This is a genomic window from Streptomyces sp. NPDC018964 (assembly GCF_044390325.1).
Taxonomy (GTDB): domain Bacteria; phylum Actinomycetota; class Actinomycetes; order Streptomycetales; family Streptomycetaceae; genus Streptomyces.
In genome coordinates this window covers 131,921-152,458 of sequence record NZ_JBIRYZ010000004.1, presented here as the reverse complement: position 1 = coordinate 152,458, position 20,538 = coordinate 131,921, and the positions used below count along the sequence as shown (strand labels likewise).

Below are 20,538 nucleotides of genomic sequence, written 5' to 3'. Positions count from 1 at the left end.
CCCGTGCGGGACGACTCACCGAAACTCGGCCGACCAATCCCACATGTCGGTCATATTTACTCCTAGTCTGACATTGCGCTCGCCTACCCGGTCCACAGGGCTTGCGCACCTGTCGCACTCCGGTTATTGGGAAGGACGGCCCACGCCATGCCCGCAGATCTCGCCGTCATCGGACTCGGCCCGTACGGCCTGCCCCTGGCCCAGGCCGCCGTCGCCGCCGGCATCTCCACCATCGGTTACCGGACCGGCCCCGAGCCGGGCTCCCTCAGCGCCGCCGAACAGCGCCGCATGCTCGCACAGGGCTTCCGTACGACCGCCAACGCCACCGAACTCGGCCGGGTGCGCACCGCCGTCATCTGCGCACCCACTCCGCGCGGCGCGGACGGCGGACTGGATCTGGGCCAGGTGGAGGCGGCCGCCCACACCCTCGCCGCGTGGCTGCGCCCGCACACCACGGTGATCCTCGAGTCCCCCGTGCCCCCGGGGACGACGGAGGGCCCCCTGCTGCGCCTGCTCGAGTCGGTGTCGGGCCTGCGCGCGGGGCACGACTTCCACCTCGCCTACTCCCCCAACCGGATCGACCCCGGCAACCGCGACCACACCCCCGCCAACACCCCGAAGGTCATCGGCGGCCTCACCCCCGCCTGCACCGAGTCGGCCGCCGCCTTCTACGGACGCATCACCGACAAGGTCGTCCGCGCGCGCGGCCTGCGCGAGGCGGAGACCGTGCAGCTCCTGGAGACCAACTTCCGGCACGTCAACATCGCCCTCGTCAACGAGATGGCCACCCTCTGCCACGACCTGGGCATCGACCTGTGGGACGTCCTGCGCTGCGCGGAGACCAAGCCCTTCGGCTTCCAGGCGTTCCGCCCCGGCCCCGGCGTCGGCGGCCACACCGTCCCCCAGGACCTGACCACCCACGCGGGCCGCACCCTGCGCATGGCGGAACTCGCCCAGGAGGTCAACGGCCGCATGCCGCGCTACGTCGTACAGCGCGCCGCCGCCCTCCTCAACGAGCACGGCAAGTCCGCGCGCGGCGCACGCGTGCTCCTCCTCGGCGTCACCTACAAGCCCGACCTCGCCGACCGGCAGGGCTCCCCGGCCCAGGAGATCGCGGTCCGGCTGATGGAGCTGGGCGCCTCCGTCAGCTACCACGACCCGTACGTGCCGTCCTGGAACGTCCTCGACCGTCCGGTCCCCCGCGCGGACTTCCTCTACGAGGCCGCCGCCGACGCCGACCTGACGATCCTCCTCCAGCACCACCGCACGTACGACCTCCAGGGCCTGTCGGTGAAGGCCCAGCTGATGCTGGACACGCGGGGGGCGACGCCTACGGGGGCGGCGCATCGGTTGTGAGGAGGGGGCGCGCGGGCGCCCTCCACGCCACAGGGGTTGGTGGTGGGCGGGGTGTTGTACCGGTACGGTGGAAAGCGGGTGGAGCCCACCGCAGAGGGCACTGCGGCAGGCTCCTGAATGGTGAACCGAGTGTCCACCCCTACCTCTCATAGGGGTGGCTGCTCACCATCCGTGAATCCACAAGATGCGCCTCCTCCGGAACTTCACCATCCGCAGACGGATCCGGTCCCAGGCGGTGGGCTTGCGGTGACGGCCCATGGCGCGCCCCTGAACACCACGCGCGCCCCGGACACGCGAAAGAGGCCGGTCACCTCACCAGGTGACCGGCCTCTTCAGTGCCGTATCGAATCGGTTCCGTACCGAAGCCCGCCCGGCCCTACCGCCGGTGCTGTGAGTCCGCCACCGTCACCTCGACGCGCTGGAACTCCTTCAGCTCGCTGTAGCCGGTGGTGGCCATCGCGCGGCGCAGGGCGCCGAAGAGGTTCATCGAGCCGTCGGGGGTGTGGGAGGGGCCGGTGAGGATCTCCTCCAGGGTGCCGACCGTGCCGAGATCGACCTTCTGGCCGCGCGGCAGCTCCTCGTTGACGGCCTCCATGCCCCAGTGGTTGCCCTTGCCCGGACCGTCCGTCGCGCGGGCCAGCGGGGAGCCCATCATCACGGAGTCGGCGCCGCAGGCGATCGCCTTGGGCAGGTCGCCGGACCAGCCGACACCGCCGTCCGCGATGACGTGCACGTACCGGCCGCCGGACTCGTCCATGTAGTCGCGGCGGGCGGCGGCCACGTCGGCGACCGCGGTGGCCATGGGCACCTGGATGCCGAGCACGTTGCGCGTGGTGTGCGCGGCGCCGCCGCCGAAGCCGACCAGCACGCCGGCCGCACCGGTGCGCATCAGGTGCAGGGCGGCGGTGTAGGTGGCGCAGCCGCCGACGATCACCGGGACGTCGAGCTCGTAGATGAACTGCTTCAGGTTGAGGGGCTCGTGCGCGCCGGAGACGTGTTCCGCCGACACCGTCGTGCCGCGGATGACGAAGATGTCCACGCCCGCGTCGACGACGGCCTTGGAGAACTGGGCGGTGCGCTGCGGGGAGAGCGCGGCGGCGGTGACCACGCCCGAGTCGCGCACCTCCTTGATGCGCTGCCCGATCAGCTCCTCCTTGATGGGTGCGGCGTAGATCTCCTGGAGGCGGCGGGTGGCCGCCTCGGCGGGCAGGCCGACGATCTCGTCCAGCAGCGGCTGCGGGTCCTCGTAGCGCGTCCACAGGCCCTCGAGGTTCAGCACGCCGAGGCCGCCGAGCTCGCCGATGCGGATCGCGGTGGCCGGGGAGACGACCGAGTCCATGGGAGCGGCCAGGAACGGCAGCTCGAAGCGGTAGGCGTCGATCTGCCAGGCGATCGAGACCTCCTTCGGGTCCCGCGTACGGCGGCTGGGGACGACGGCGATGTCGTCGAAGGCGTACGCCCGGCGGCCGCGCTTGCCGCGCCCGATCTCGATCTCAGTCACGTCTGTGGCCTTTCCCTGATGCGTTGCAGCGCCTTCCAGTATCCCCGACGGACACGCCGAGGGCGGTCCCGGAGGTGTCCGGGACCGCCCTGGAAGGCCTTCTGACTACTTGCGGCTGTAGTTCGGCGCTTCGACCGTCATCTGGATGTCGTGCGGGTGGCTCTCCTTGAGGCCCGCGGAGGTGATCCGCACGAACCGTCCGTTGGCCTGCAGCTCGGGCACGGTCCGGCCGCCGACGTAGAACATCGACTGGCGCAGACCGCCGACCAGCTGGTGGACGACCGAGGAGAGCGGGCCGCGGTAGGGCACCTGGCCCTCGATGCCCTCGGGCACGAGCTGCTCGTCGGAGGCGACGCCCTCCTGGAAGTAGCGGTCCTTGGAGAACGACTTGCGGTCGCCGCGGCTCTGCATGGCGCCGAGCGAGCCCATGCCGCGGTACGACTTGAACTGCTTGCCGTTGATGAACAGCAGCTCGCCCGGGGACTCCTCGCAGCCCGCGAGCAGCGAGCCCAGCATGACTGTGTCGGCGCCCGCGACCAGGGCCTTGGCGATGTCGCCGGAGTACTGGAGGCCGCCGTCGCCGATGACCGGGACACCGGCCTCCTTGGCGGCGAGCGACGCCTCGTAGATGGCCGTGACCTGCGGGACGCCGATGCCGGCGACGACGCGGGTGGTGCAGATGGAGCCGGGGCCGACGCCGACCTTGATGCCGTCCACGCCGGCGTCGATGAGGGCCTGGGCGCCGTCGCGGGTGGCGATGTTGCCGCCGATGACGTCGACGCCGGAGGAGTTCGACTTGATCTTGGCGACCATGTCGCCGACCAGGCGGGAGTGGCCGTGCGCCGTGTCGACGACGATGAAGTCGACGCCCGCCTCGATCAGCGCCTGGGCGCGCTCGAAGGCGTCACCGGCCACGCCGACCGCGGCGCCGACCAGCAGCCGGCCCTCGGCGTCCTTGGCCGCGTTGGGGTACTTCTCGGCCTTCACGAAGTCCTTGACCGTGATCAGGCCCTTGAGGACGCCGTCGTCGTCGACCAGCGGCAGCTTCTCGATCTTGTGGCGGCGCAGCAGCTCCATGGCGTCCGCGCCGGAGATCCCGACCTTGCCGGTGACCAGCGGCATCGGCGTCATGACCTCGCGCACCTGGCGGGAGCGGTCGGTCTCGAAGGCCATGTCGCGGTTGGTGACGATGCCGAGCAGCTTCTTGTTGCCGTCGGTGACCGGGACGCCGCTGATGCGGAACTTGGCGCACAGCGCGTCGGCCTCGCCGAGGGTGGCGTCCGGGTGGATGGTGATGGGGTCGGCCACCATGCCCGACTCGGAGCGCTTCACCAGGTCGACCTGGTTGGCCTGGTCCTCGATGGACAGGTTGCGGTGCAGTACGCCGACACCGCCCTGGCGGGCCATCGCGATCGCCATGCGCGATTCGGTGACCTTGTCCATGGCGGCGGACAGCAGCGGGATGTTGACCCGCACGTTCTTGGAGACGTACGAGGCGGTGTCGATCTGGTCGGGCGCCATGTCCGACGCGCCCGGCAGCAGCAGCACGTCGTCGTAGGTCAGCCCGAGTGTCGCGAATTTACCGGGCACTCCGTCGACGTTGGCAGTCATGACACCTTCCCCAAATGGCCTTGATCGGTGCGGATGTCCATGCTAACGGGAAGCGGAGGTGTCACATTCCACGGTTTCGCACGGCTCACGGCTTCGTATGTTCGTACGGGAACGGCTGATCTTCCGTTCATATTCCGTTCGTATGCCTGAGGGGCGGCGCGGTGGCGGTTATTGCTCCGCCAGGGCGCGCAGCCGGCTCAGCGCGCGGTGCTGGGCCACTCGGACGGCGCCGGGTGACATTCCCAACATCTGTCCAGTCTCCTCCGCCGTGAGGCCCACGGCGATCCGCAGCAGGAGCAGCTCGCGCTGGTTCTCGGGCAGGTTGGCCAGCAGTTTCTTGGCCCATTCGGCGTCGCTGCTGAGCAGGGCGCGTTCCTCCGGGCCGAGGGAGTCGTCAGGGCGTTCGGGCATCTCGTCGGACGGCACGGCCGTCGATCCGGGGTGCCGCATCGCCGCGCGTTGCAGGTCGGCGACCTTGTGGGAGGCGATGGCGAAGATGAACGCCTCGAAGGGCCGGCCGGTGTCCTTGTAGCGGGGCAGCGCGAGGAGCACCGCGACGCAGACCTCCTGGGCGAGGTCCTCGACGAAGTGCCGGGCGTCGCCGGGCAGCCGTGACAGACGGGTGCGGCAGTAGCGCAGCGCCAGGGGGTGGACATGGGCGAGCAGATCGTGCGTGGCCTGCTCGTCCCCGTCGACCGCGCGGTGGACGAGCGCGCCGATCGCCCCGTGGGCCGTGCCCGCCTCGTCGTCGCGCATCGGTCCATGGTGCCCTGCGGCCGTCTGGTCCGCGGCACCGTGCCCCTGGTTGTGCACCGAAGCGTTATGAGCAGGTGCGCCGGAACTCATCCCTTGCGCCCTCCCCTTCCGCTCGACCGACTCGTCCCCGAGGAACTCCACACCTCAAGGATGCGGCATCCGCGGCGAAACGAGCAGCGGGCGTTCGGCGGCTGTCTCCGACGCGCCGGCGGACGGGGTTCTCCGCACCTCGGGCACGGCGGACGACGAGGGTTTCCACACCCTGGGGACGGCGGACGACGGACGCGGCCGCACCCCCGACACTGCGGATCCGACCAACCGCGCCGACCACACCGACTCGACACGCTCCGGGGCCCACCCGACCGCGGCCTGCCGTGCGACTCGGTCCGGGGCTGTGGGACCGGCGACCCGCCATGCGGCTCGGTCCGGGCCCGTAGGGTCGGTGACCCGTCATGCGGCTCGGTCCGAGGCTGTGGGGCCAGTGACCCGTCATGCGGCTCGGTTCGGGGCCGTGAGACCGACGACCTGTCGTGCAGCTCGGTCCAGGCCCGCAAAGCCGGTGACCCGTCATGCGGCTCGGTCCGGGGCCGTGAGGCCGGTGACCCGTCGTGCGGCTCGGTCCAGGTGCATGGGGCCGGTGGCGTGCCGGGTCGGGTGGCGGGGGACGTGCTCGTCGGCGGCGTGTCGGCCGGGGTCGCGGGTCTTCCGGGTGGCGACGGCGCACCGCGCGGGGCCACAGGCCTCGGGCCCGCCGGAAGCACACCGCGCGGAGCCACGCCCCGCACCCCCACCGAGAACACACCACACGGAGTCACACCCCGCACCCCCACCAGAAGCGCACCGGGCGGAGCCTCAGGCCCCGCGTCCGCCGAAACCACGCTCCACCGGGTCGCGGAACCCCGTGGTCGTCGAGCTCCGCACCGTCGGCCGGTGAGCTTCGCTCGGGCCCGGTGCGCATGCGACCGGTCACGCGGAGGTGTCGCGTCGACGGTCGCGGCCGGATTCCGGACGGGGGCGTCCGCAGGCCCCCGCACACCGGCTGCCGTGCGGTGCCGCGCGCCGGGGTGGGCCGGGCCGGGGCGGAACGGGCCCAGGGCCTCCCGTTCGGATCGTGCCGGATCCCACGGCCCCGGTTCCGCACCAGGCCGCGCAGGCGCAAACGCAGGCGCAGACACAGGCGCAGGCGCAGGCATCCGGCGTTGTGCCCCCGGGTCCCGTCGCCGTCCCGTGGTGCGGGGCACGGGGCCCTGCTCGCTACCCGGCGTGATCCCCACGCAAGGCCTTAGCGCACCAGGCCCCACCGGAAGCCGAGCGCCACCGCGTGGGCCCGGTCCGACGCGCCGAGCTTCTTGAAGAGCCGCCGCGCGTGCGTCTTGACGGTGTCCTCGGAGAGGAACAGCTCGCGGCCGATCTCGGCGTTGGAGCGGCCATGGCTCATGCCTTCGAGGACCTGGATCTCCCGCGCGGTGAGCGTGGGCGCCGCACCCATCTCGGCGGAGCGCAGCCGGCGCGGGGCGAGCCGCCAGGTCGGGTCGGCGAGCGCCTGTGTGACCGTCGCCCGCAGCTCCGCGCGGGAGGCGTCCTTGTGCAGGTAGCCGCGCGCACCGGCGGCCACCGCGAGCGCCACGCCGTCGAGGTCCTCGGCGACCGTGAGCATGATGATGCGTGCTCCGGGGTCGGCGGACAGCAGCCGCCGGACCGTCTCGACGCCGCCCAGACCGGGCATGCGCACGTCCATCAGGATCAGGTCCGAGCGGTCGGCTCCCCAGCGGCGGAGGACTTCCTCGCCGTTGGCAGCCGTCGTCACGCGCTCGACGCCGGGCACGGTCGCAACCGCGCGGCGGAGCGCCTCCCGGGCAAGCGGGGAGTCGTCGCAGACGAGGACGGAAGTCATGGCCGCCCTCCGCAGCTGATGCGCGTCACCTTGAGCCTCCAGGCTGGTACGAAATCGTCACCTGTGCGGTCGACCGTCTCGGACACCCGTCCGAGCGCTTGTTCCTTCAACCGCCTCGCACTCTCAACGACGGTCACTCGAAAGAGTTACGGGGCCGTCTGCCACCTTCGGCACTCTACGTGAGGAGACGGACACGGTGCAGATACGCGCGACGTACCCTCGAAGTTTCATCACAACCCATGCCCCATTCAGCCCCTTTTCTTCCCCTTTGCTGGTGTCCGGGGCTAGATTCGCAATGAGTCATATTTTCATCTCCTTGGATCGTAGTTGTACGGTCGTGGACACCGGATCCGCCCAGAACGGCTACAAGGGGTCACGCAATGGCAGATTTCTCCCGCCTTCCCGGACCGAACGCGGACCTGTGGGACTGGCAGCTCCTGGCTGCCTGCCGCGGAGTGGACAGCTCACTCTTCTTCCACCCGGAGGGCGAGCGTGGTGCGGCTCGGAGCGCTCGCGAGAACTCGGCCAAAGAGGTCTGCATGAGGTGCCCGGTGCGCGCCGAGTGCGCCGCGCACGCGCTGGCGGTTCGCGAACCGTACGGCGTGTGGGGCGGACTGACCGAGGACGAGCGCGAAGAGCTGATGGGGCGGGCGCGCAACCGCCTGGTGTCGGCGTCGGCCATCGGAGGGCACGCCGCATCGGACGACTGAGGGAACGTTTCTCCACGGCACGGGGCACCTACACGCGCCCTTGTTCCGTCACTGGGGGTGACCAATCACTCCTCACGCACGGTGATCCACGTACCCGGGACCCCCTTACCGGGCGGCCGCTCCGGCCAGCTTCTCCAACGTCGCGGTGACCGCCGGTACCTGGGCGAGGTCCGGGAGGGTGAGCGCGACGATCTCCCGGCGCACGGCGGGCTCCAGCGCCACGGTGCGCACGCCCCTGGGCCGTACCGACTCGACGGCCAGCTGGGGCAGCACCGCCACCCCGAGCCCGGCGCCGACCAGTCCGGCGACGGCCGGGTAGTCGTCGGTCGCGAAGTCGATGCGCGGCGTGAAGCCTGCCGCCTCGCACACCTCCACCAACTGGCCCCTGCAGCGCGGGCAGCCGGCGATCCAGGGTTCGTCCGCGAGTTCGCCGATGGCGACCGACCCCGCGCGGGCGAGCCGGTGCCGTTCGGGCACGAGCCCCACCAGCCGGTCCGACAGCAGCGGCCGTACGACGAGGTCGTCCCACTCCTCGGCGCCCGCCGCCCCCTCGTACCGGAAGGCGAGGGTCACGTCGCAGTCGCCCTCGCGCAGCATCTCCACGGAGCGGGGCGGTTCGGCCTCCTCCAGGGAGACCCGGGTGCCGGGGTGGGCGGCGCGCAGGGCGGCGAGGGCCGTGGGGACGAGCGTGGAACTGCCGCTGGGGAAGGAGACGAGCCGGACGCGGCCCGCGCGGAGCCCGGCGATGGCGGCGACCTCCTCCTCGGCGGCGGTCAGTCCGGCGATGATCCCGGCCGCGTGCCGCACCAGCGCCTCACCGGCCTGCGTCAGGCGCATCTCGCGGCCGCTGCGTATGAGCAGGGGCGTGCCGACGGACGCCTCCAGGGCCTTCATCTGCTGGCTGACGGCGGGCTGGGTGCAGCCCAGTTCGCGGGCCGCGGCGGAGAAGGAACCGGTGGCGGCCACGGCGCGCAGCACGCGGAGATGACGGGCTTCGATCACCCTTCAAGGATAAGCCGACCTTTGACACGGCGCCGGATAATGCGTCGCCGCTTTGATGACCATCGCTTACCGTGCGGTTCATGAAGCTTCTCTCTGTGAACCTGGGGCGACCCGAGGCCGTGCCGTACACGGATCAGCGCGACGGCGTGACCGGCATCGACAAGCGGCCCGTGGACGGACCGGTGCGGGTGGCCGCGCCGGGGCCGAAGGGCACCGGTGCGAGCGGTCTGGCCGGGGACGCCGTGTGCGAGACGCGGCATCACGGCGGGGACGACCAGGCGGTGTACGCCGTGGCCCGCGAGGACCTCGACGAGTGGGAGCACGCGCTGGGGCGCCCGCTGACCAACGGGATGTTCGGCGAGAACCTCACCACCGAGGGGATCGACGTGTCCGGCGCCCTGATCGGTGAGCGCTGGGCCGTCGGTCCCGAGGTGGTGCTGGAGGTCACCTCCGGGCGCATCCCCTGCCGCACCTTCCAGGGCCATCTGGGTGAGAAGGGCTGGGTGAAGCGGTTCACGGAGCGGGGTGCGCCGGGGGCGTACTTCCGGGTGATCCGGCCCGGTGAGATACGGGCGGGGGACGCCGTACGGATCCTGCACCGGCCGGAGCACGAGGTGACGGTCGCGTTGCAGTTCCGCGCGGTGACGACCGAGCGGGCGCTGCTGCCCCGGCTGCTGGCGGCCGGCGGGGCGCTGCACCCGGAGGCGCTGGCGACGGCGCGGACGTACGTGGAGAAGTACGGGACGGGGTCGACCGCCTGACCGCGTGTCCAGGGGATGACATGAAGCGGATGCCTCCCCTCCGGGTAACTACTCTTGCGCCATGACAACGGCTCTGATTACGGGATCGACGGCTGGGATCGGTGCCGCGTTCGCGCGGCGGCTGGCGGCCGACGGACATGACCTGGTGCTGGTCGCCCGCGACACCGTCCGGCTGCGCGAACAGGCGACCGAGCTGCACGACCGCCACGGCATCGAGGCGGAGGTGCTGACCGCCGACCTGGCCGAGGACAAGGGCATCGAGGCGGTGGCCGCCCGCCTCGGCGACCGCAAGAGCCCCGTCGACCTGCTGGTCAACAACGCCGGCTTCGGCCACCGGGGCCGTTACCTCGAGGTCCCCATGGCCGACGAGCTGAGGATGCTGAAGGTGCACTGCGAGGCGGTGCTCCGGCTGACGTCGGCGGCGGTGGAGGCGATGCGCGAGCGCGGACGCGGAGGCGTCGTGAACGTCGCCTCGACCGCCGCGTTCGTGCCGCGCGGGACCTACGGGGCGTCCAAGGCGTGGGTCGTGCAGTTCACCCAGGGCGCGGCGCAGGACCTGGCGGGCCACGGCGTACGGCTGATGGCGCTGTGCCCCGGTTTCGTGCGCACCGAGTTCCACGCGCGGGCCGGGATGGGCACGGACAACATCCCGAACTGGATGTGGCTGGACGCGGACAAGGTCGCCGCGGCGGCGCTCGCGGATCTGGCCCGGGGCAAGACGCTGTCGATCCCGGATCCGCGCTACAAGGCGCTGATGGGCGCGGCGAAGCTGGTCCCGCGCGGGCTGCTGGGCGGGCTCTCGTCGCGGACGGGACGGAAGTACGGGCCCCGGTAACCGCGACAGCCCCGACAACCCCGGTAACCACGGCAGCCTTGGTAGCCGTGGTCCGGCGGTCACGCGGTCGCGCGGTCACGGCGGGACGGACTCCGCTCCCCGGGAGAAAATGGGTGCTGAGGAAGACCGACCCGGACGCAGGGGACCGGAGGCGAGCGCCATGACCTTCGTACAGCTCATCGACTGCCGGACCAGCCGGTTCGAGGAGATGGACCGGCTCATGGACCAGTGGGTCGAGCAGACCAGGGGGAAGCGGACGGCGACCCACGCGGTGGTCGGCAAGGACCGCGCGGACACGTCGCACGTCGTCGAGATCGTGGAGTTCCCGTCGTACGAGGAGGCGATGCGGAACTCGAAGCTGCCGGAGACCGACCGGATCTTCCGGGAGATGGTGGCCCTGTGCGACGGTGTGCCGACGTTCACGGACCTGGACGTGGTGCGTGACGCGCGGCTGAACGCGGACTCCGCGCGGCGCTTCTTCGAGGTGGTCGCCACCGCGGACGACCTCTCCCCGATGACGGGCCTGATCGAGGAGCACTACCACGACCACGATCCGGCCAACGAGCAGGACGTCATCGGCCTCGACCACTTCCGGCGCGAGATGGACGTGTGGCGCGGCGGCTTCGACTTCGCGTTCCGGATCGAGGACCAGCTCGCCGAGGGGGACCGGGTGTGCACCCGGTGGAGCTGGGAGGGCACCCACAAGGGCGACTTCCTCGGCATCCCGGCGACGGGGAGGAAGGTCTCCATGACGGGCACGACCGTCTTCCGCTTCGGTGACAGCGGGAAGATCGTCGAGGGCTGGTGGCAGTACGACCGGCTGGGGCTGATGGTGCGGCTGGGGGCGCTGGAGCCGACGGGATCGTGACGGCGGCCCCGCGGTCCGGCCGGTCCGGGACCCACGCCCACGGCTTCCCGGACGATTCGACCGGCCGCTGACCGAACGAACACCCCTTCCGCCCCGTCGTCCTCATGAGGCCGGACGCGTCTTCGCCCCGGAGCACGTCGGCTCGACCGCTCCGGCCTCACGACGTGGACGTACACGAACGCGTGCGCGTCCGAGGCGATCACCGGGGAGGAACGATGAGGCGGCCGGGACGGATCACGCGTCCACCACTGGTGGCGGCCCTGCTGATGCTGGCTGTGGCCTGCACGTCGGGGAGCGGAGGAGGCGAGGGGGAGGCGTCCTGCGCCTACCTCGTCCGCTACCAGGACCGCACCTACCAGGGAGTCGCCGGCGTGCGGTTCACGGTGGGAGAGGAGCTCGGCCCCGCCACCCTCCCGCCGTGCGACGACACCGGCGGACGGGATGAGGCCGGACAGGCCGGGGAGACGACGACCGCCTACCGGGTGGACGGCGTCTCTTCCGAGGTGGCCGTCGCCGTCGGGGACGGCCCCGACGACACCACCTTCGTGACCGCCCACCCGGACGAGGGGCTTCCCCCGGAGGTACGGAAGCTGATCGACGGGTCCTGACACCGGCCGCGCCCCGGCCGGGCGGGCCCTCGGAGGCGGGCCGGTCAGCCGCCCGTCCCGGGCGCCGGCCGCGTCCAGCGGTGGAGCGTGGCGCTCTTGTCGTCGTACGTGAGCCAGGTCCCGTCGCCGAGCGGGCGCACGTAACTGTCGACGGGGCCCGTCGGGTACGTGACCACCCCTCGTATGCGCAGCGTGTGCGCGTCGAGCAGCCAGTGACGGGCCCGTTCGAGGTCCTCGTCGGCGTCGACGGTCGAGGCGATGACCGTGTCGGCGTCGACGAAGCCACAGCTGTGGTCCCAGTAGATCCCGTCCTCGTCGTCGTCCTCGTCGTCGGCCTCGCCGTCGGCCGCCTCCGGCTCCTGCTCGGCGATCACCGTGCCGTCCAGGGCGTGCAGGCGCAGGTCCGCCCCGTAGTGCTCGACCGTCAGGAAGCCGGGGTGTCCCGCGTGGACGTCCGCCAGGATGCGGTCCAGGCCCTCGTTCACGTCCCAGCCCGTCAGCTTCCCGCCGTCCCGGCGCGCCCAGTGCAGCAGGACGCCGTCCTGGCCCATGCCGATGCACAGCCCCATGTGCACGCCGTCGGGGTGGGAGAAGTGGTACGAACCGGCCGCCGCGCTGTCGGCCAGCGGCAACCACCCCAGCTCCCGTCCGTCGCGGGCGTCCAGGACCACCCAGCGCTCCTGCCAGTCACCGGGCTCCGGCTCCGCCACCACATGCGCCCATACGAGCCCGCCGTCGTCCGATATCCGGCAGGAGCCGTGCTCCGAGCCGCGGCACACCTCCTGCTCGTCGCCCGTGTGCGGGTGATCGAGCTCGGGGCCCCAGCAGTGGTGCCGGTACTCCCACAGCGTCTTCCCGTCCGTCCCCATGGCCCGTACCGCGCGCTGCCCCGAGAAGACCGCGAAGGTGCCGTCCGGGCTCACCGAGTGGACGCCGCGGTCCCACCGGGGCCAGGGCAGGGGGAAGACGGCCGCCGGCGCGCGCTCCCCCGCGAACAGTTCCTGAAGGTCGTAGACCTCCAGCTCGTGCCCGTTGCGGAGGAGGACGCGGCAGGAACCGTCCCCGCGGCTCTCCAGCGCGAAGCCCCTGACCAGTGCGCGCCCACCCGGCAGCCTCACCGAGTCGCGCAGTTGTGCGGTGATCGACATGGCCCGAAGGTAAGGGACCCCACTGACAGGACGGCCCGCCCTCCGCCCTGCCCCGGCGTCCACCGCGTCCGGTCGTCGCCGTCGGGGCGGGCCCCGGTGTCGGAGGGGGCGACTAGGATTTCGCACCTGTCGTCAGGGGAGGATCACCACGCCGCGGCGTGCGCGGGCCCTCCCGCCCGCTGTCCACGGAGGTGCTCGGTGTCCCCCTGCTCCGAAGCCGGCCGCTCCCGCTCCCCGTGAGCGCTGGTTCCAGCCGCGGCGGTCGGGCTTCCGGTGGGAGCAGGAGGGGCTGGACCACCTCCGGGGGCTGATGCCGGGCATCGAGCCCTACCGGGCGTGGGCGACGTTCCAGTTCACCGGGGCGTCCGGGCGGATCAACGAGTGCGACGTGCTGATCGCGGTCCCCGGCGGGGTCTACCTCCTGGAGCTCAAGGGGCACCCGGGCCGGGTCGTGAACCACGGCGACACCTGGCAGTTCCACGGCGACGACCGGGTGCGGACGCTGCGCAACCCCCTGCACCTGACCGACCTCAAGGCGAAGGAGCTGAAGGGGCAGCTGGAGCGGGCGGCCCGCACGCTGGGGATGGATCCCCGGCAGGTCCCCTTCATCAAGCCGGCGGTCTTCCTGCACGATCCCGGTCTGGTGAGCGGCCTCGACGAGTTCCAGCGCACCTCCGTCTACGGCCGCGACGACGGGGCGAGCGGACTGCCGAAGGTCTGGGACGACCTGCTCGGCCGCCCTCCGGAGCGGGAGAGCCGGCGCATCACCCCGGTGATCGGCCAGCGTCTCGAGCAGCTGATGCAGCGGATCGGCATCAGTCACTCCACCGCCCACCTGCGGTTCGGCGACGACTGGAAGCTCCAGCCGCGCGCACTGGACGCCGGTCCGGGCTGGGAAAACCGGCTGGCGGTGCGGGACGACGGGCTGGTGCAGGAGAGCGGCCGGGTCCGCATATACCTGGCCGGGCAGGCCGCCTCCGCGGAGCAGCGGGCGAAGGTGGACCGCGCGGCCCGCCGTGAGTACCAGGTGCTCCAGGGGATCAACCACCGCGGCATCGTGCAGGCGGCGCAGATCCGCGAGCACCAGGGCGGTCCGGTGATCCTCTTCCGGCACCGCGAGTCCGATCTGCGGCTCGACGCCTATCTCGACGCGTACGGCGGCCGGCTCACCCCGGCGGTGCGGCTGGACCTGGTGCGCCAGCTCGCCGAAGCGGTCCGTTACGCGCACCACCGCTCCCTACCGAGCGGGACCGGGTGTCCACGGCGGAGGAGCTGGCGGCCGAGCTGCGGGCGCGGCACGGTTCGGGGGCCGGTGCCCCCGCCGTGTCCCTGGCCAGGGCGCTGGCGGTGGTGCGCGCGGCGGTCGAGGCGGAGATCCGCAAGCGGGACGACGACCCGGCCTCGGCCGCCTCCGGTGAGCCGGCCGAGGCGCCCGCGCGGCTGGCCGTGCAGCGGCGTGGCGGCCGGGTCGTCGTCGCGCTGGAGGACCAGCCGGGTTCCGACGATCCGACCCCCGCCGAGCTCGCCGACTACGCGGCGGCGCTGGGTGAGACGGCCGCCGACCTGGCCCGCCGGGAACCGCTGCCGGGCCGGGCCACGGTGCTGCGTGAGCTGCGCGCCGTCGTGGCTCCGGACGGCATGGCGCCGCTCGCCGACACGCGGCTGGTGGAGCTGGCCGCGTCGATGGCGGGCGGGGTGGCGTTCTCGCCGCGTCTGGAGCTGTTCCCGCTGGATCTGGGGCTCTCGCGGGCGCTGCGCATCTCGCAGGCCGCGGCGGGGGTCCGGCCGGAGAGCGGCATTCCGCTCGAGGACCTGCTGTCCCGGGTGCGGGCGCGGTTCCCCGGTCTGACCGTGCTGGACGAGACGACGTACGTCGAACTGTCCGAGGCGCTGGCCGAGGCGGGTTTCCCGCTGGACTGGGATCCGGAGCGGCGGCGCTTCCTCCCGAGGGCCGAGGAGGGCCGCGCCGGCCGGCCCTGTCGTCCTCCGTGCTGACCAGCACCGGTTCCCTGTACGCGGCGGCCCAGGGCCGCATCGCCGAGGGCCGTGACCCGCGTGAGGTGCTGTCCGCCCGGCTGACGGAGTCCCGTCGTCTCGGCGGTTTCCTCACGCTCACGCTGAAGGGCCCGGACCTGCCGGGCGTCGCCGACGCGCTGGCCGCCCGGTACGACGCGGTGGGGGTGTCGCTGGGCGCGGTGTTCCTGGACGCGCTGCGGGAGCTGGCCGAGGAGCAGTCGGTGCGCTGGCAGGCGCTGCTGAAGGCGGACGCGAAGTTCACGGCGACGGGCACGCTGGGCGCGGCGCTGGCCTCGTACACGCGGCTGGCGGCGGAGCGGGTGCGGCGGCGGGTGGTGGACGTCGCGGAGGGGGCGGGTCCGCGCTCGGTGGTCCTGCTGCACGAGGCCGGTCTGATCACCCGTTGCTGGGACGCCGGCGGCCGTGAGCTGCTGGCCGGCCTCCAGCAGGCGGCCCGCCGCCCGGCGGACACCCCGCACGGCCTGTGGCTGCTGCTGCCGACGGAGGACCCGCGCGCGACGCCCACGCTGGACGGCCGGACGGTGGAGGTGGTGGACCGGGCGACGGAGTGGGAGGTGCTGGACGGGCTGTTCCTCAAGAGTTTGAGAGCACTCTGAGAACGCTTCGTTCACCCGCCTGATTACCGGGTTCGGCTTGCCAAGTCCCATTACCGACGATTCACTTGCAAGAAGTCCGGTGAAACTAGGTTCTGGAGGGGGGGTACACGATGCTTCTCAACTTCCGGGTGGCCAATCACCGGTCGATCAGGGACGAGCTGGAGTGGCAGCTCCACCCCGTGTACGACGGGGACCGGCCCACGGGTACGTCCTGGCAGGCAGTGCCCGTGGCAGGGGTCTTCGGGTCGAACGCGGCCGGCAAGTCGAACGTCGTGGACGCGCTGCGTTACATGACGACCATGGTGATCCGTTCTCCGCTCCTGGCGGAGGACGGTGAAGGTGTGCGCAGGCAGCCCTTCTCACTGGACACCGTGGCACCGTCGGAATCTTCCTGGTACGTCACCGATCTCCTTCTCCGTGGCGTTCGCTACAACTACGGCTTCGAGGTGGACGACCAGAGCGTCGTCGGTGAATGGCTCTATGCCTATCCGGAGGGCCGTAAACGAGTGGTGTTCGAGCGGGACGGTGATGCCTTCCGGGTCGGCAGCTCCCAGCGGGAGGCCAAGGCACTGACCACGGTGGCGGAGGTGACGGCGCCGAACGCCCTCTTCCTGTCCATGGTGGCCCGGTCGAGAGCATCCGTGGCCTCCCTCGGCCGGGTGTACCGCTGGTTCCGTGAGGACCTGGTCTTCCGGATCCCCGCGCCGGACCGCGGGTTTCGTCCCCTTCCTCTGGTGATGCGTGAACTGGCCTTGCGCCTGGACAGGATGGAGGAGCCGGCACATCTCCGGGACCTTCTGCGTGCCGCGGATCTCGGCATCGAGGACTTCCGCGTGGAGGCCGTGGAGGAGGACCCCTTCGAGGAGGGCCGGCCGCTCCTGAAGGACCAGTCACCCGACGGGACGAAGGCGGAGGAGACACTGTTCGGTGTTCCGCCTCGCAGAGCGCACCAGGTGCGGCGCGAACTTTGGCTTCGGCACACGGGAAGGAACGGATCATTCGAACTTCCCCTGTCGGCCGAGTCCTTGGGAACCAAGGCGATCGTGGAATACGCGCTGGCGCTGGAGCGGGTGACCAGCACCGGCGGCACCCTCGTGGTCGATGAGCTGGACAGCAGTCTGCATCCCCGGTTGAGTGCTTTCCTCGTCGGCCTCTTCCAGGACCCGGACCGCAACCCCCACGGCGCGCAGCTCCTTTTCACCAGCCACGACGTGAGCCTGCTCGGCCGCAAGGCCGGTGAGGACGTTCTCAAGCGGGACCAGATCTGGTTCGCGTCGAAGAACGAGTTCGGTGAGACCTCGCTCTATCCGCTGTCCGACTTCAGGCCACGGCAGGACGAGAACAGGGAACGGCGGTATTTGAGCGGAAGTTATGGCGCGGTGCCGGTGATCGACGATACCTTCGCGTTGGCGATTGCCGGGCGAGGGGGAGCGGGTGGCGAGGCAGCCGAAACCGGACGGCAGGAAGACACCGAGGCGTGAGTCCACGCTGCGCCGCAGGCCCGCCCACCGGGATCCACTGCCACCGATCCTGGTGGTGTGCGGGGCGATGAACACGGAGCCGGCCTATTTAAAAGGCTTGCTGGCTTCCGTGGACAATCGCGCCGTCGCGGTGAAGATCAAGATCTGCGCTCAGGACCCCGTGTCGGTGGTCCGCCATACCGCTGCCGAACGCGACAAGGCCGGCGACCACTACCAACAGGCCTGGTGCGTACTGGACGTCGACGATTTCGCACATTTGGACGACGCTTTGAGGCTGGCCGCGGACGAGGGTGTCGAGGTCGCTCTGTCCAACCCGTGTTTCGAGGTGTGGCTGCTCCTCCATTTCCGCGACCACCGCGCCGCGGTCACCGGCTACGCGCAGGCCAAGAAGCACCTCTCCGGCCATCACCCCAACTACAGCAAGTCGGCTCGCGAGTTCGATTTCGGTCGGTATCGCGCGGGGTGGCCGGAAGCCGTGGAGCGGGCCCGCAAACTCGCCGACAAGGGCGAGGAGGCCAAGGCGAACCCGTCGAGCGCGATGTGGCGACTGGTCCAGCAGATCGTGCCAACAGGTCGGCAGGCTTGATTCGTCGGGTACCGGTGGATGCCAGGGGAACAACAGCCCTCCGGCTCCACGGCCTCGGCCGCCGACTCACCCGGACGTATTCTGTTTCATGGCGTTTCCCACCAGGAGGCTCACGGCCGTAACCGGCGTCCGTTTCCGGGGGGTTGCACCATTCACCGTACAACCCGTAATAGAGGGGGAGGTCAAGGTGGAACTGCTGTACGTCGTGGAACTCGACGTCCGCGCCTCTGGTCCGGATGAGCTCGGTCCGGGAGAGGTCCGGGAGCGCGTGTTACAACATGTCGCCAATTGGTTGAACTTCGAGCACTCGCCCCCACTCTCGACCAAGTCATTCGACGTCCCTGGTTCCGCCACGTTGGTGAGCCAACGCGGTGATCGTGCGGACACCCGCGTCTCGTGGGCGCTTGAAGGGACGGACGACGTCAACGCGCTTGTCGTCACCGTGAGAACCGAGATCACCAGGAGTGGCAGAGCGGACTTCGTCTGTGTGGTCACCGTCTTCAACGAGGGGGAGCGTACCGCAGTCCGACTCGAGCTCGCGAGAGAGTCACTGGACGGCGTACTGGCTCCGGCCGGAATTGATTTCTTCCGGCGTCCCTATCTCCTGGTACTGCTCCTTCGTGACCGCGATCTTCAGTGCTGGGCGGGTCCGAGCCGGGTCGACGGACGCTTCAATTGGGTCAATCCGAAGCACACGGAGTTCGTCTGGGAAGCGATCACCGCAGCGGGTCGGCTCCTGCCGATTCTGCTCGTCGACGGGGCCGACGAGGGTGGTGAGCAATTGGCCCGTCGCGCTGCGAGCGAGTTGGCCGGCCTTGCCGCGGTGCTGGCCGTGGACGCCCGTTCCCAGCGGATCATCGAAGACCGGCTCGTTGAAGTCGACGCCACCATTCCGCGGGGTGGCGCACGTCTGGTGTGGCCGGACCTCGCCCTCCGGCACCCGGCATTCACCAAGGACGAGTCCGTCCTCGCGCCAGGCAGACTGCTTCGGATGCTGAGTTCCGTTTCGGTGACCGTGCGAGGCGTCAACCATCTCCTCCACAGGGCGAGTGCCGCTCAGCGATCGGCACGGAACGAAAAAATCGCGGCAGACCTCGAAGCAGCGAAGAACCGCGGCAACTTGGCGCACCAAGTGGCGGCCCAGAACCGTGCCATCGAGGAACTGAAGAGTGAAGTCGAGCAGTACGTCGCTTGGCTTCAGGACGTCGAGACGGAACGCGACGGGTACAAGGCGAAGGCGGCTCTGGCCACGTACTGGCGACAGGAAGCAGATCGCGCACGCCAGGCGAGTGGACTACGCGCCACCGACTGGTCCGAGGCGCCGGAACTCGACCCGGTCGACCTGACAGAACTTGCGGCCTTCCTGAAAGCGCAGTCACGAGAAGCGATCGTTTTCACCCGAAATGCTCACCAAGCATGGAAGCGTGACGACTATCCGCACATCCACGTGATGAGGGACGCGCTGATCACCCTGACGAAGGCCGCGATCGAGTATCGCCGACTCGAGTGCCAGTTGGGCATGCTGCCGGACGATTGGTTCAAGCACGAGTGGGAGTTGACACTCGCGTCGACAGACAAGTTCATGAGCAAGAACGGTCTGGATGAGTTCACTTTCGAGGACAGGACGTACAGCCGGCTGCCACACCTCAAACTAGGCGACCACACCTCACCGAACGAGGTCGGCCGCATATATTTCGCCATGGATTCCGAGGGTGAGCGATTCATCGTCGACCACGTGGGGCTGAAGCTCTACAGCCTGTGAGGGAGAAGCGCCGAGCCCTGCACAGGCGTGCCCGGTCTTCGCCGTCGTCAGTACGGAGTGACAGCACCGTCCCGGACGTTTCGATGGTCTGCTGGAGGTCACGGGGCTCGTTCTCGATAACGGGTCCGGCACGGGTGGTGAACTGTGCGTGAGGACCTGGGACCGTGTGTGAGGGCTGCGGCCTGTCGGGGAGTGGGGGCGGGGGATGTCGCGTTCGGTGCGGCGCACGAACCTCCGCTTCGCCCGCTGCGGACGGTTCTCCTGGGTGGTGGCCCTCGGCTCCCTAGCGACCGCCGCGCTCCTGATGGCCGCCTACCGCGCGGGCGGCGCGTTCTTCGCTCTCGCCCCGTCCGGTGCCGAGGCGGAGCGCCGCGCCTGGAGCGAGGCCGCGTACACGTCGTGGTGGGCCGCGCTCGCGCCCGGACACGGGGCGGGGGTGGTGGTGTACGGGCTCTTCGCCGCGCTGATCTCCTACATCATGATCAAGCACAACCTGATGGGCATCTGCTTCATCCTCTTCTTCGTCTCCATCAGGAATTGGGTCACCTACGGAGTCGACCAGGGGAACACGGACGGCTTCTACGGCTGGAGCCCCATGCGCAGGCTCCTTGGGTACGTGATCTTCTCGCTGCTGCTCAGCGTCGTGGCGTTCAGCTCGCTGTTCATCGGGATGTCGGCCGGTGAGATCCCGTGGACCGCCCCTTTCCTGATCCTTTATCTGATAGCCCTGCCCGCCTACATCCTGGTGCCCAACCGGTTACTCAAGAGCGCGATGAGGGACTTCCGCACCCGCGAGATCGCCAGCACCCGCGAGGAGTTCGCCCAGGCACGAGACAACTGCCCACCCCTGTCCGTCGACCGCTTCCAACTCCGCGAACTGGAGCGCGCCGAACTGAACCACCTCCGCACCCTCGACGTCCGCCTCTTCAAGATCAAGGAACTGGTGGCGACCGCCTCCGTCTATCTGGCGTCCTTGGTCGCGACGCTGGCCCGGATCTTCATGCACTGACCTGACGTTCCTCTCGG

18 protein-coding genes and 1 pseudogene are annotated in these 20,538 nt (G+C 70.4%); 13 read left to right on the top strand and 6 right to left on the bottom strand.

Annotated features, from left to right (window positions below):
• Positions 1-147: 147 nt before the first annotated feature.
• Positions 148-1,356 carry a nucleotide sugar dehydrogenase gene (locus tag ACH5AO_RS08485; RefSeq protein ID WP_398923123.1) on the top strand — a complete coding sequence of 403 codons (1,209 nt, stop codon included), beginning with the start codon at positions 148-150 and terminating at the stop codon, positions 1,354-1,356.
• A 376-nt stretch (positions 1,357-1,732) separates the two neighbouring features.
• Here the strand turns inward: ACH5AO_RS08485 and ACH5AO_RS08480 are convergent, their stop codons facing one another.
• The 4 genes from ACH5AO_RS08480 to ACH5AO_RS08465 all read right to left on the bottom strand — a co-directional run bounded on the left by ACH5AO_RS08480 (position 1,733) and on the right by ACH5AO_RS08465 (position 7,118).
• Entirely contained in the window at positions 1,733-2,857 is a 1,125-nt protein-coding gene (locus ACH5AO_RS08480; protein WP_398923121.1) for a GuaB3 family IMP dehydrogenase-related protein, read from the bottom strand.
• 105 nt (positions 2,858-2,962) lie between these two features.
• Positions 2,963-4,468 carry an IMP dehydrogenase gene (gene guaB, locus ACH5AO_RS08475; protein WP_398923119.1) on the bottom strand — a complete coding sequence of 502 codons (1,506 nt, stop codon included), beginning with the start codon at positions 4,466-4,468 and terminating at the stop codon, positions 2,963-2,965.
• 168 nt (positions 4,469-4,636) lie between these two features.
• Positions 4,637-5,224 carry a sigma-70 family RNA polymerase sigma factor gene (locus tag ACH5AO_RS08470; RefSeq protein WP_217128125.1) on the bottom strand — a complete coding sequence of 196 codons (588 nt, stop codon included), beginning with the start codon at positions 5,222-5,224 and terminating at the stop codon, positions 4,637-4,639.
• Positions 5,225-6,506: 1,282 nt separating this feature from the next.
• A complete protein-coding gene (locus tag ACH5AO_RS08465) occupies positions 6,507-7,118 on the bottom strand; it encodes a response regulator transcription factor (protein WP_003948568.1) in 612 nt (203 codons plus the stop codon).
• 380 nt (positions 7,119-7,498) lie between these two features.
• Between ACH5AO_RS08465 and ACH5AO_RS08460 the strand changes: the two genes are divergently transcribed.
• On the top strand, positions 7,499-7,828 hold the full coding sequence (locus tag ACH5AO_RS08460) for a WhiB family transcriptional regulator (protein WP_398923117.1): 330 nt from the start codon (positions 7,499-7,501) through the stop codon (positions 7,826-7,828).
• A gap of 105 nt (positions 7,829-7,933) precedes the next feature.
• Here the strand turns inward: ACH5AO_RS08460 and ACH5AO_RS08455 are convergent, their stop codons facing one another.
• On the bottom strand, positions 7,934-8,830 hold the full coding sequence (locus ACH5AO_RS08455) for a LysR family transcriptional regulator (protein WP_398923115.1): 897 nt from the start codon (positions 8,828-8,830) through the stop codon (positions 7,934-7,936).
• 80 nt (positions 8,831-8,910) lie between these two features.
• Between ACH5AO_RS08455 and ACH5AO_RS08450 the strand changes: the two genes are divergently transcribed.
• The 4 genes from ACH5AO_RS08450 (at position 8,911) to ACH5AO_RS08435 (ending at position 11,902) form a co-directional block, all read left to right on the top strand.
• Entirely contained in the window at positions 8,911-9,591 is a 681-nt protein-coding gene (locus ACH5AO_RS08450) for an MOSC domain-containing protein (RefSeq protein ID WP_398923113.1), read from the top strand.
• A 61-nt stretch (positions 9,592-9,652) separates the two neighbouring features.
• Positions 9,653-10,426, top strand: a complete 774-nt coding sequence (locus ACH5AO_RS08445; protein WP_398923111.1) for an SDR family NAD(P)-dependent oxidoreductase — start codon at positions 9,653-9,655, stop codon at positions 10,424-10,426.
• A 160-nt stretch (positions 10,427-10,586) separates the two neighbouring features.
• Positions 10,587-11,294 (top strand): ester cyclase, encoded by a 708-nt coding sequence (locus ACH5AO_RS08440; RefSeq protein WP_398923109.1) that lies wholly within the window; start codon positions 10,587-10,589, stop codon positions 11,292-11,294.
• A 215-nt stretch (positions 11,295-11,509) separates the two neighbouring features.
• Positions 11,510-11,902 carry a DUF6281 family protein gene (locus ACH5AO_RS08435; protein ID WP_398923107.1) on the top strand — a complete coding sequence of 131 codons (393 nt, stop codon included), beginning with the start codon at positions 11,510-11,512 and terminating at the stop codon, positions 11,900-11,902.
• Between the two features lie 44 nt (positions 11,903-11,946).
• On the opposite strand, the gene ACH5AO_RS08430 is transcribed toward ACH5AO_RS08435, so the two are convergent.
• Positions 11,947-13,050 carry a hypothetical protein gene (locus ACH5AO_RS08430; protein ID WP_398923105.1) on the bottom strand — a complete coding sequence of 368 codons (1,104 nt, stop codon included), beginning with the start codon at positions 13,048-13,050 and terminating at the stop codon, positions 11,947-11,949.
• Between the two features lie 310 nt (positions 13,051-13,360).
• Between ACH5AO_RS08430 and ACH5AO_RS08425 the strand changes: the two are divergent.
• The 7 genes and pseudogenes from ACH5AO_RS08425 to ACH5AO_RS08395 form a co-directional block, all read left to right on the top strand.
• Positions 13,361-13,618 (top strand): annotated as a pseudogene (locus tag ACH5AO_RS08425) (NERD domain-containing protein); the annotation flags it as partial.
• 686 nt (positions 13,619-14,304) lie between these two features.
• Complete coding sequence (locus tag ACH5AO_RS08420) at positions 14,305-15,045, top strand: hypothetical protein (protein WP_398923657.1); 741 nt, start codon at positions 14,305-14,307, stop codon at positions 15,043-15,045.
• A complete protein-coding gene (locus tag ACH5AO_RS08415) occupies positions 15,039-15,683 on the top strand; it encodes a hypothetical protein (protein WP_398923103.1) in 645 nt (214 codons plus the stop codon). Before ACH5AO_RS08420 ends, ACH5AO_RS08415 begins: the two co-directional genes overlap by 7 nt.
• 110 nt (positions 15,684-15,793) lie before the next feature.
• The gene (locus tag ACH5AO_RS08410; protein ID WP_398923101.1) at positions 15,794-17,164 is read left to right on the top strand and encodes an ATP/GTP-binding protein; all 1,371 of its coding nucleotides are present in this window, start codon (positions 15,794-15,796) and stop codon (positions 17,162-17,164) included.
• Complete coding sequence (locus tag ACH5AO_RS08405; RefSeq protein WP_398923099.1) at positions 17,118-17,750, top strand: RloB family protein; 633 nt, start codon at positions 17,118-17,120, stop codon at positions 17,748-17,750. The genes ACH5AO_RS08410 and ACH5AO_RS08405 overlap by 47 nt, the downstream gene beginning before the upstream one ends.
• Before the next feature lie 187 nt (positions 17,751-17,937).
• Positions 17,938-19,512, top strand: coding sequence for a hypothetical protein (locus ACH5AO_RS08400; protein WP_398923097.1), 1,575 nt, complete (start codon positions 17,938-17,940; stop codon positions 19,510-19,512).
• Between the two features lie 217 nt (positions 19,513-19,729).
• Positions 19,730-20,521: a hypothetical protein gene (locus tag ACH5AO_RS08395; protein ID WP_398923095.1), complete on the top strand. Its 792-nt coding sequence runs from the start codon at positions 19,730-19,732 to the stop codon at positions 20,519-20,521.
• The last annotated feature ends 17 nt before the right edge of the window (positions 20,522-20,538 follow it).

Bases quoted from the DNA above. Each gene is read 5' to 3' on its own strand.
- guaB (WP_398923119.1), bottom strand. From the start codon at position 4,468: ATGACTGCCAACGTCGACGGAGTGCCCGGTAAATTCGCGACACTCGGG.
- ACH5AO_RS08465 (WP_003948568.1), bottom strand. From the start codon at position 7,118: ATGACTTCCGTCCTCGTCTGCGACGACTCCCCGCTTGCCCGGGAGGCG.
- ACH5AO_RS08410 (WP_398923101.1), top strand. From the start codon at position 15,794: ATGCTTCTCAACTTCCGGGTGGCCAATCACCGGTCGATCAGGGACGAG.
- ACH5AO_RS08440 (WP_398923109.1), top strand. From the start codon at position 10,587: ATGACCTTCGTACAGCTCATCGACTGCCGGACCAGCCGGTTCGAGGAG.
- ACH5AO_RS08470 (WP_217128125.1), bottom strand. From the start codon at position 5,224: ATGCGCGACGACGAGGCGGGCACGGCCCACGGGGCGATCGGCGCGCTC.
- ACH5AO_RS08460 (WP_398923117.1), top strand. From the start codon at position 7,499: ATGGCAGATTTCTCCCGCCTTCCCGGACCGAACGCGGACCTGTGGGAC.
- ACH5AO_RS08435 (WP_398923107.1), top strand. From the start codon at position 11,510: ATGAGGCGGCCGGGACGGATCACGCGTCCACCACTGGTGGCGGCCCTG.
- ACH5AO_RS08485 (WP_398923123.1), top strand. From the start codon at position 148: ATGCCCGCAGATCTCGCCGTCATCGGACTCGGCCCGTACGGCCTGCCC.
- ACH5AO_RS08430 (WP_398923105.1), bottom strand. From the start codon at position 13,050: ATGTCGATCACCGCACAACTGCGCGACTCGGTGAGGCTGCCGGGTGGG.
- ACH5AO_RS08450 (WP_398923113.1), top strand. From the start codon at position 8,911: ATGAAGCTTCTCTCTGTGAACCTGGGGCGACCCGAGGCCGTGCCGTAC.
- ACH5AO_RS08445 (WP_398923111.1), top strand. From the start codon at position 9,653: ATGACAACGGCTCTGATTACGGGATCGACGGCTGGGATCGGTGCCGCG.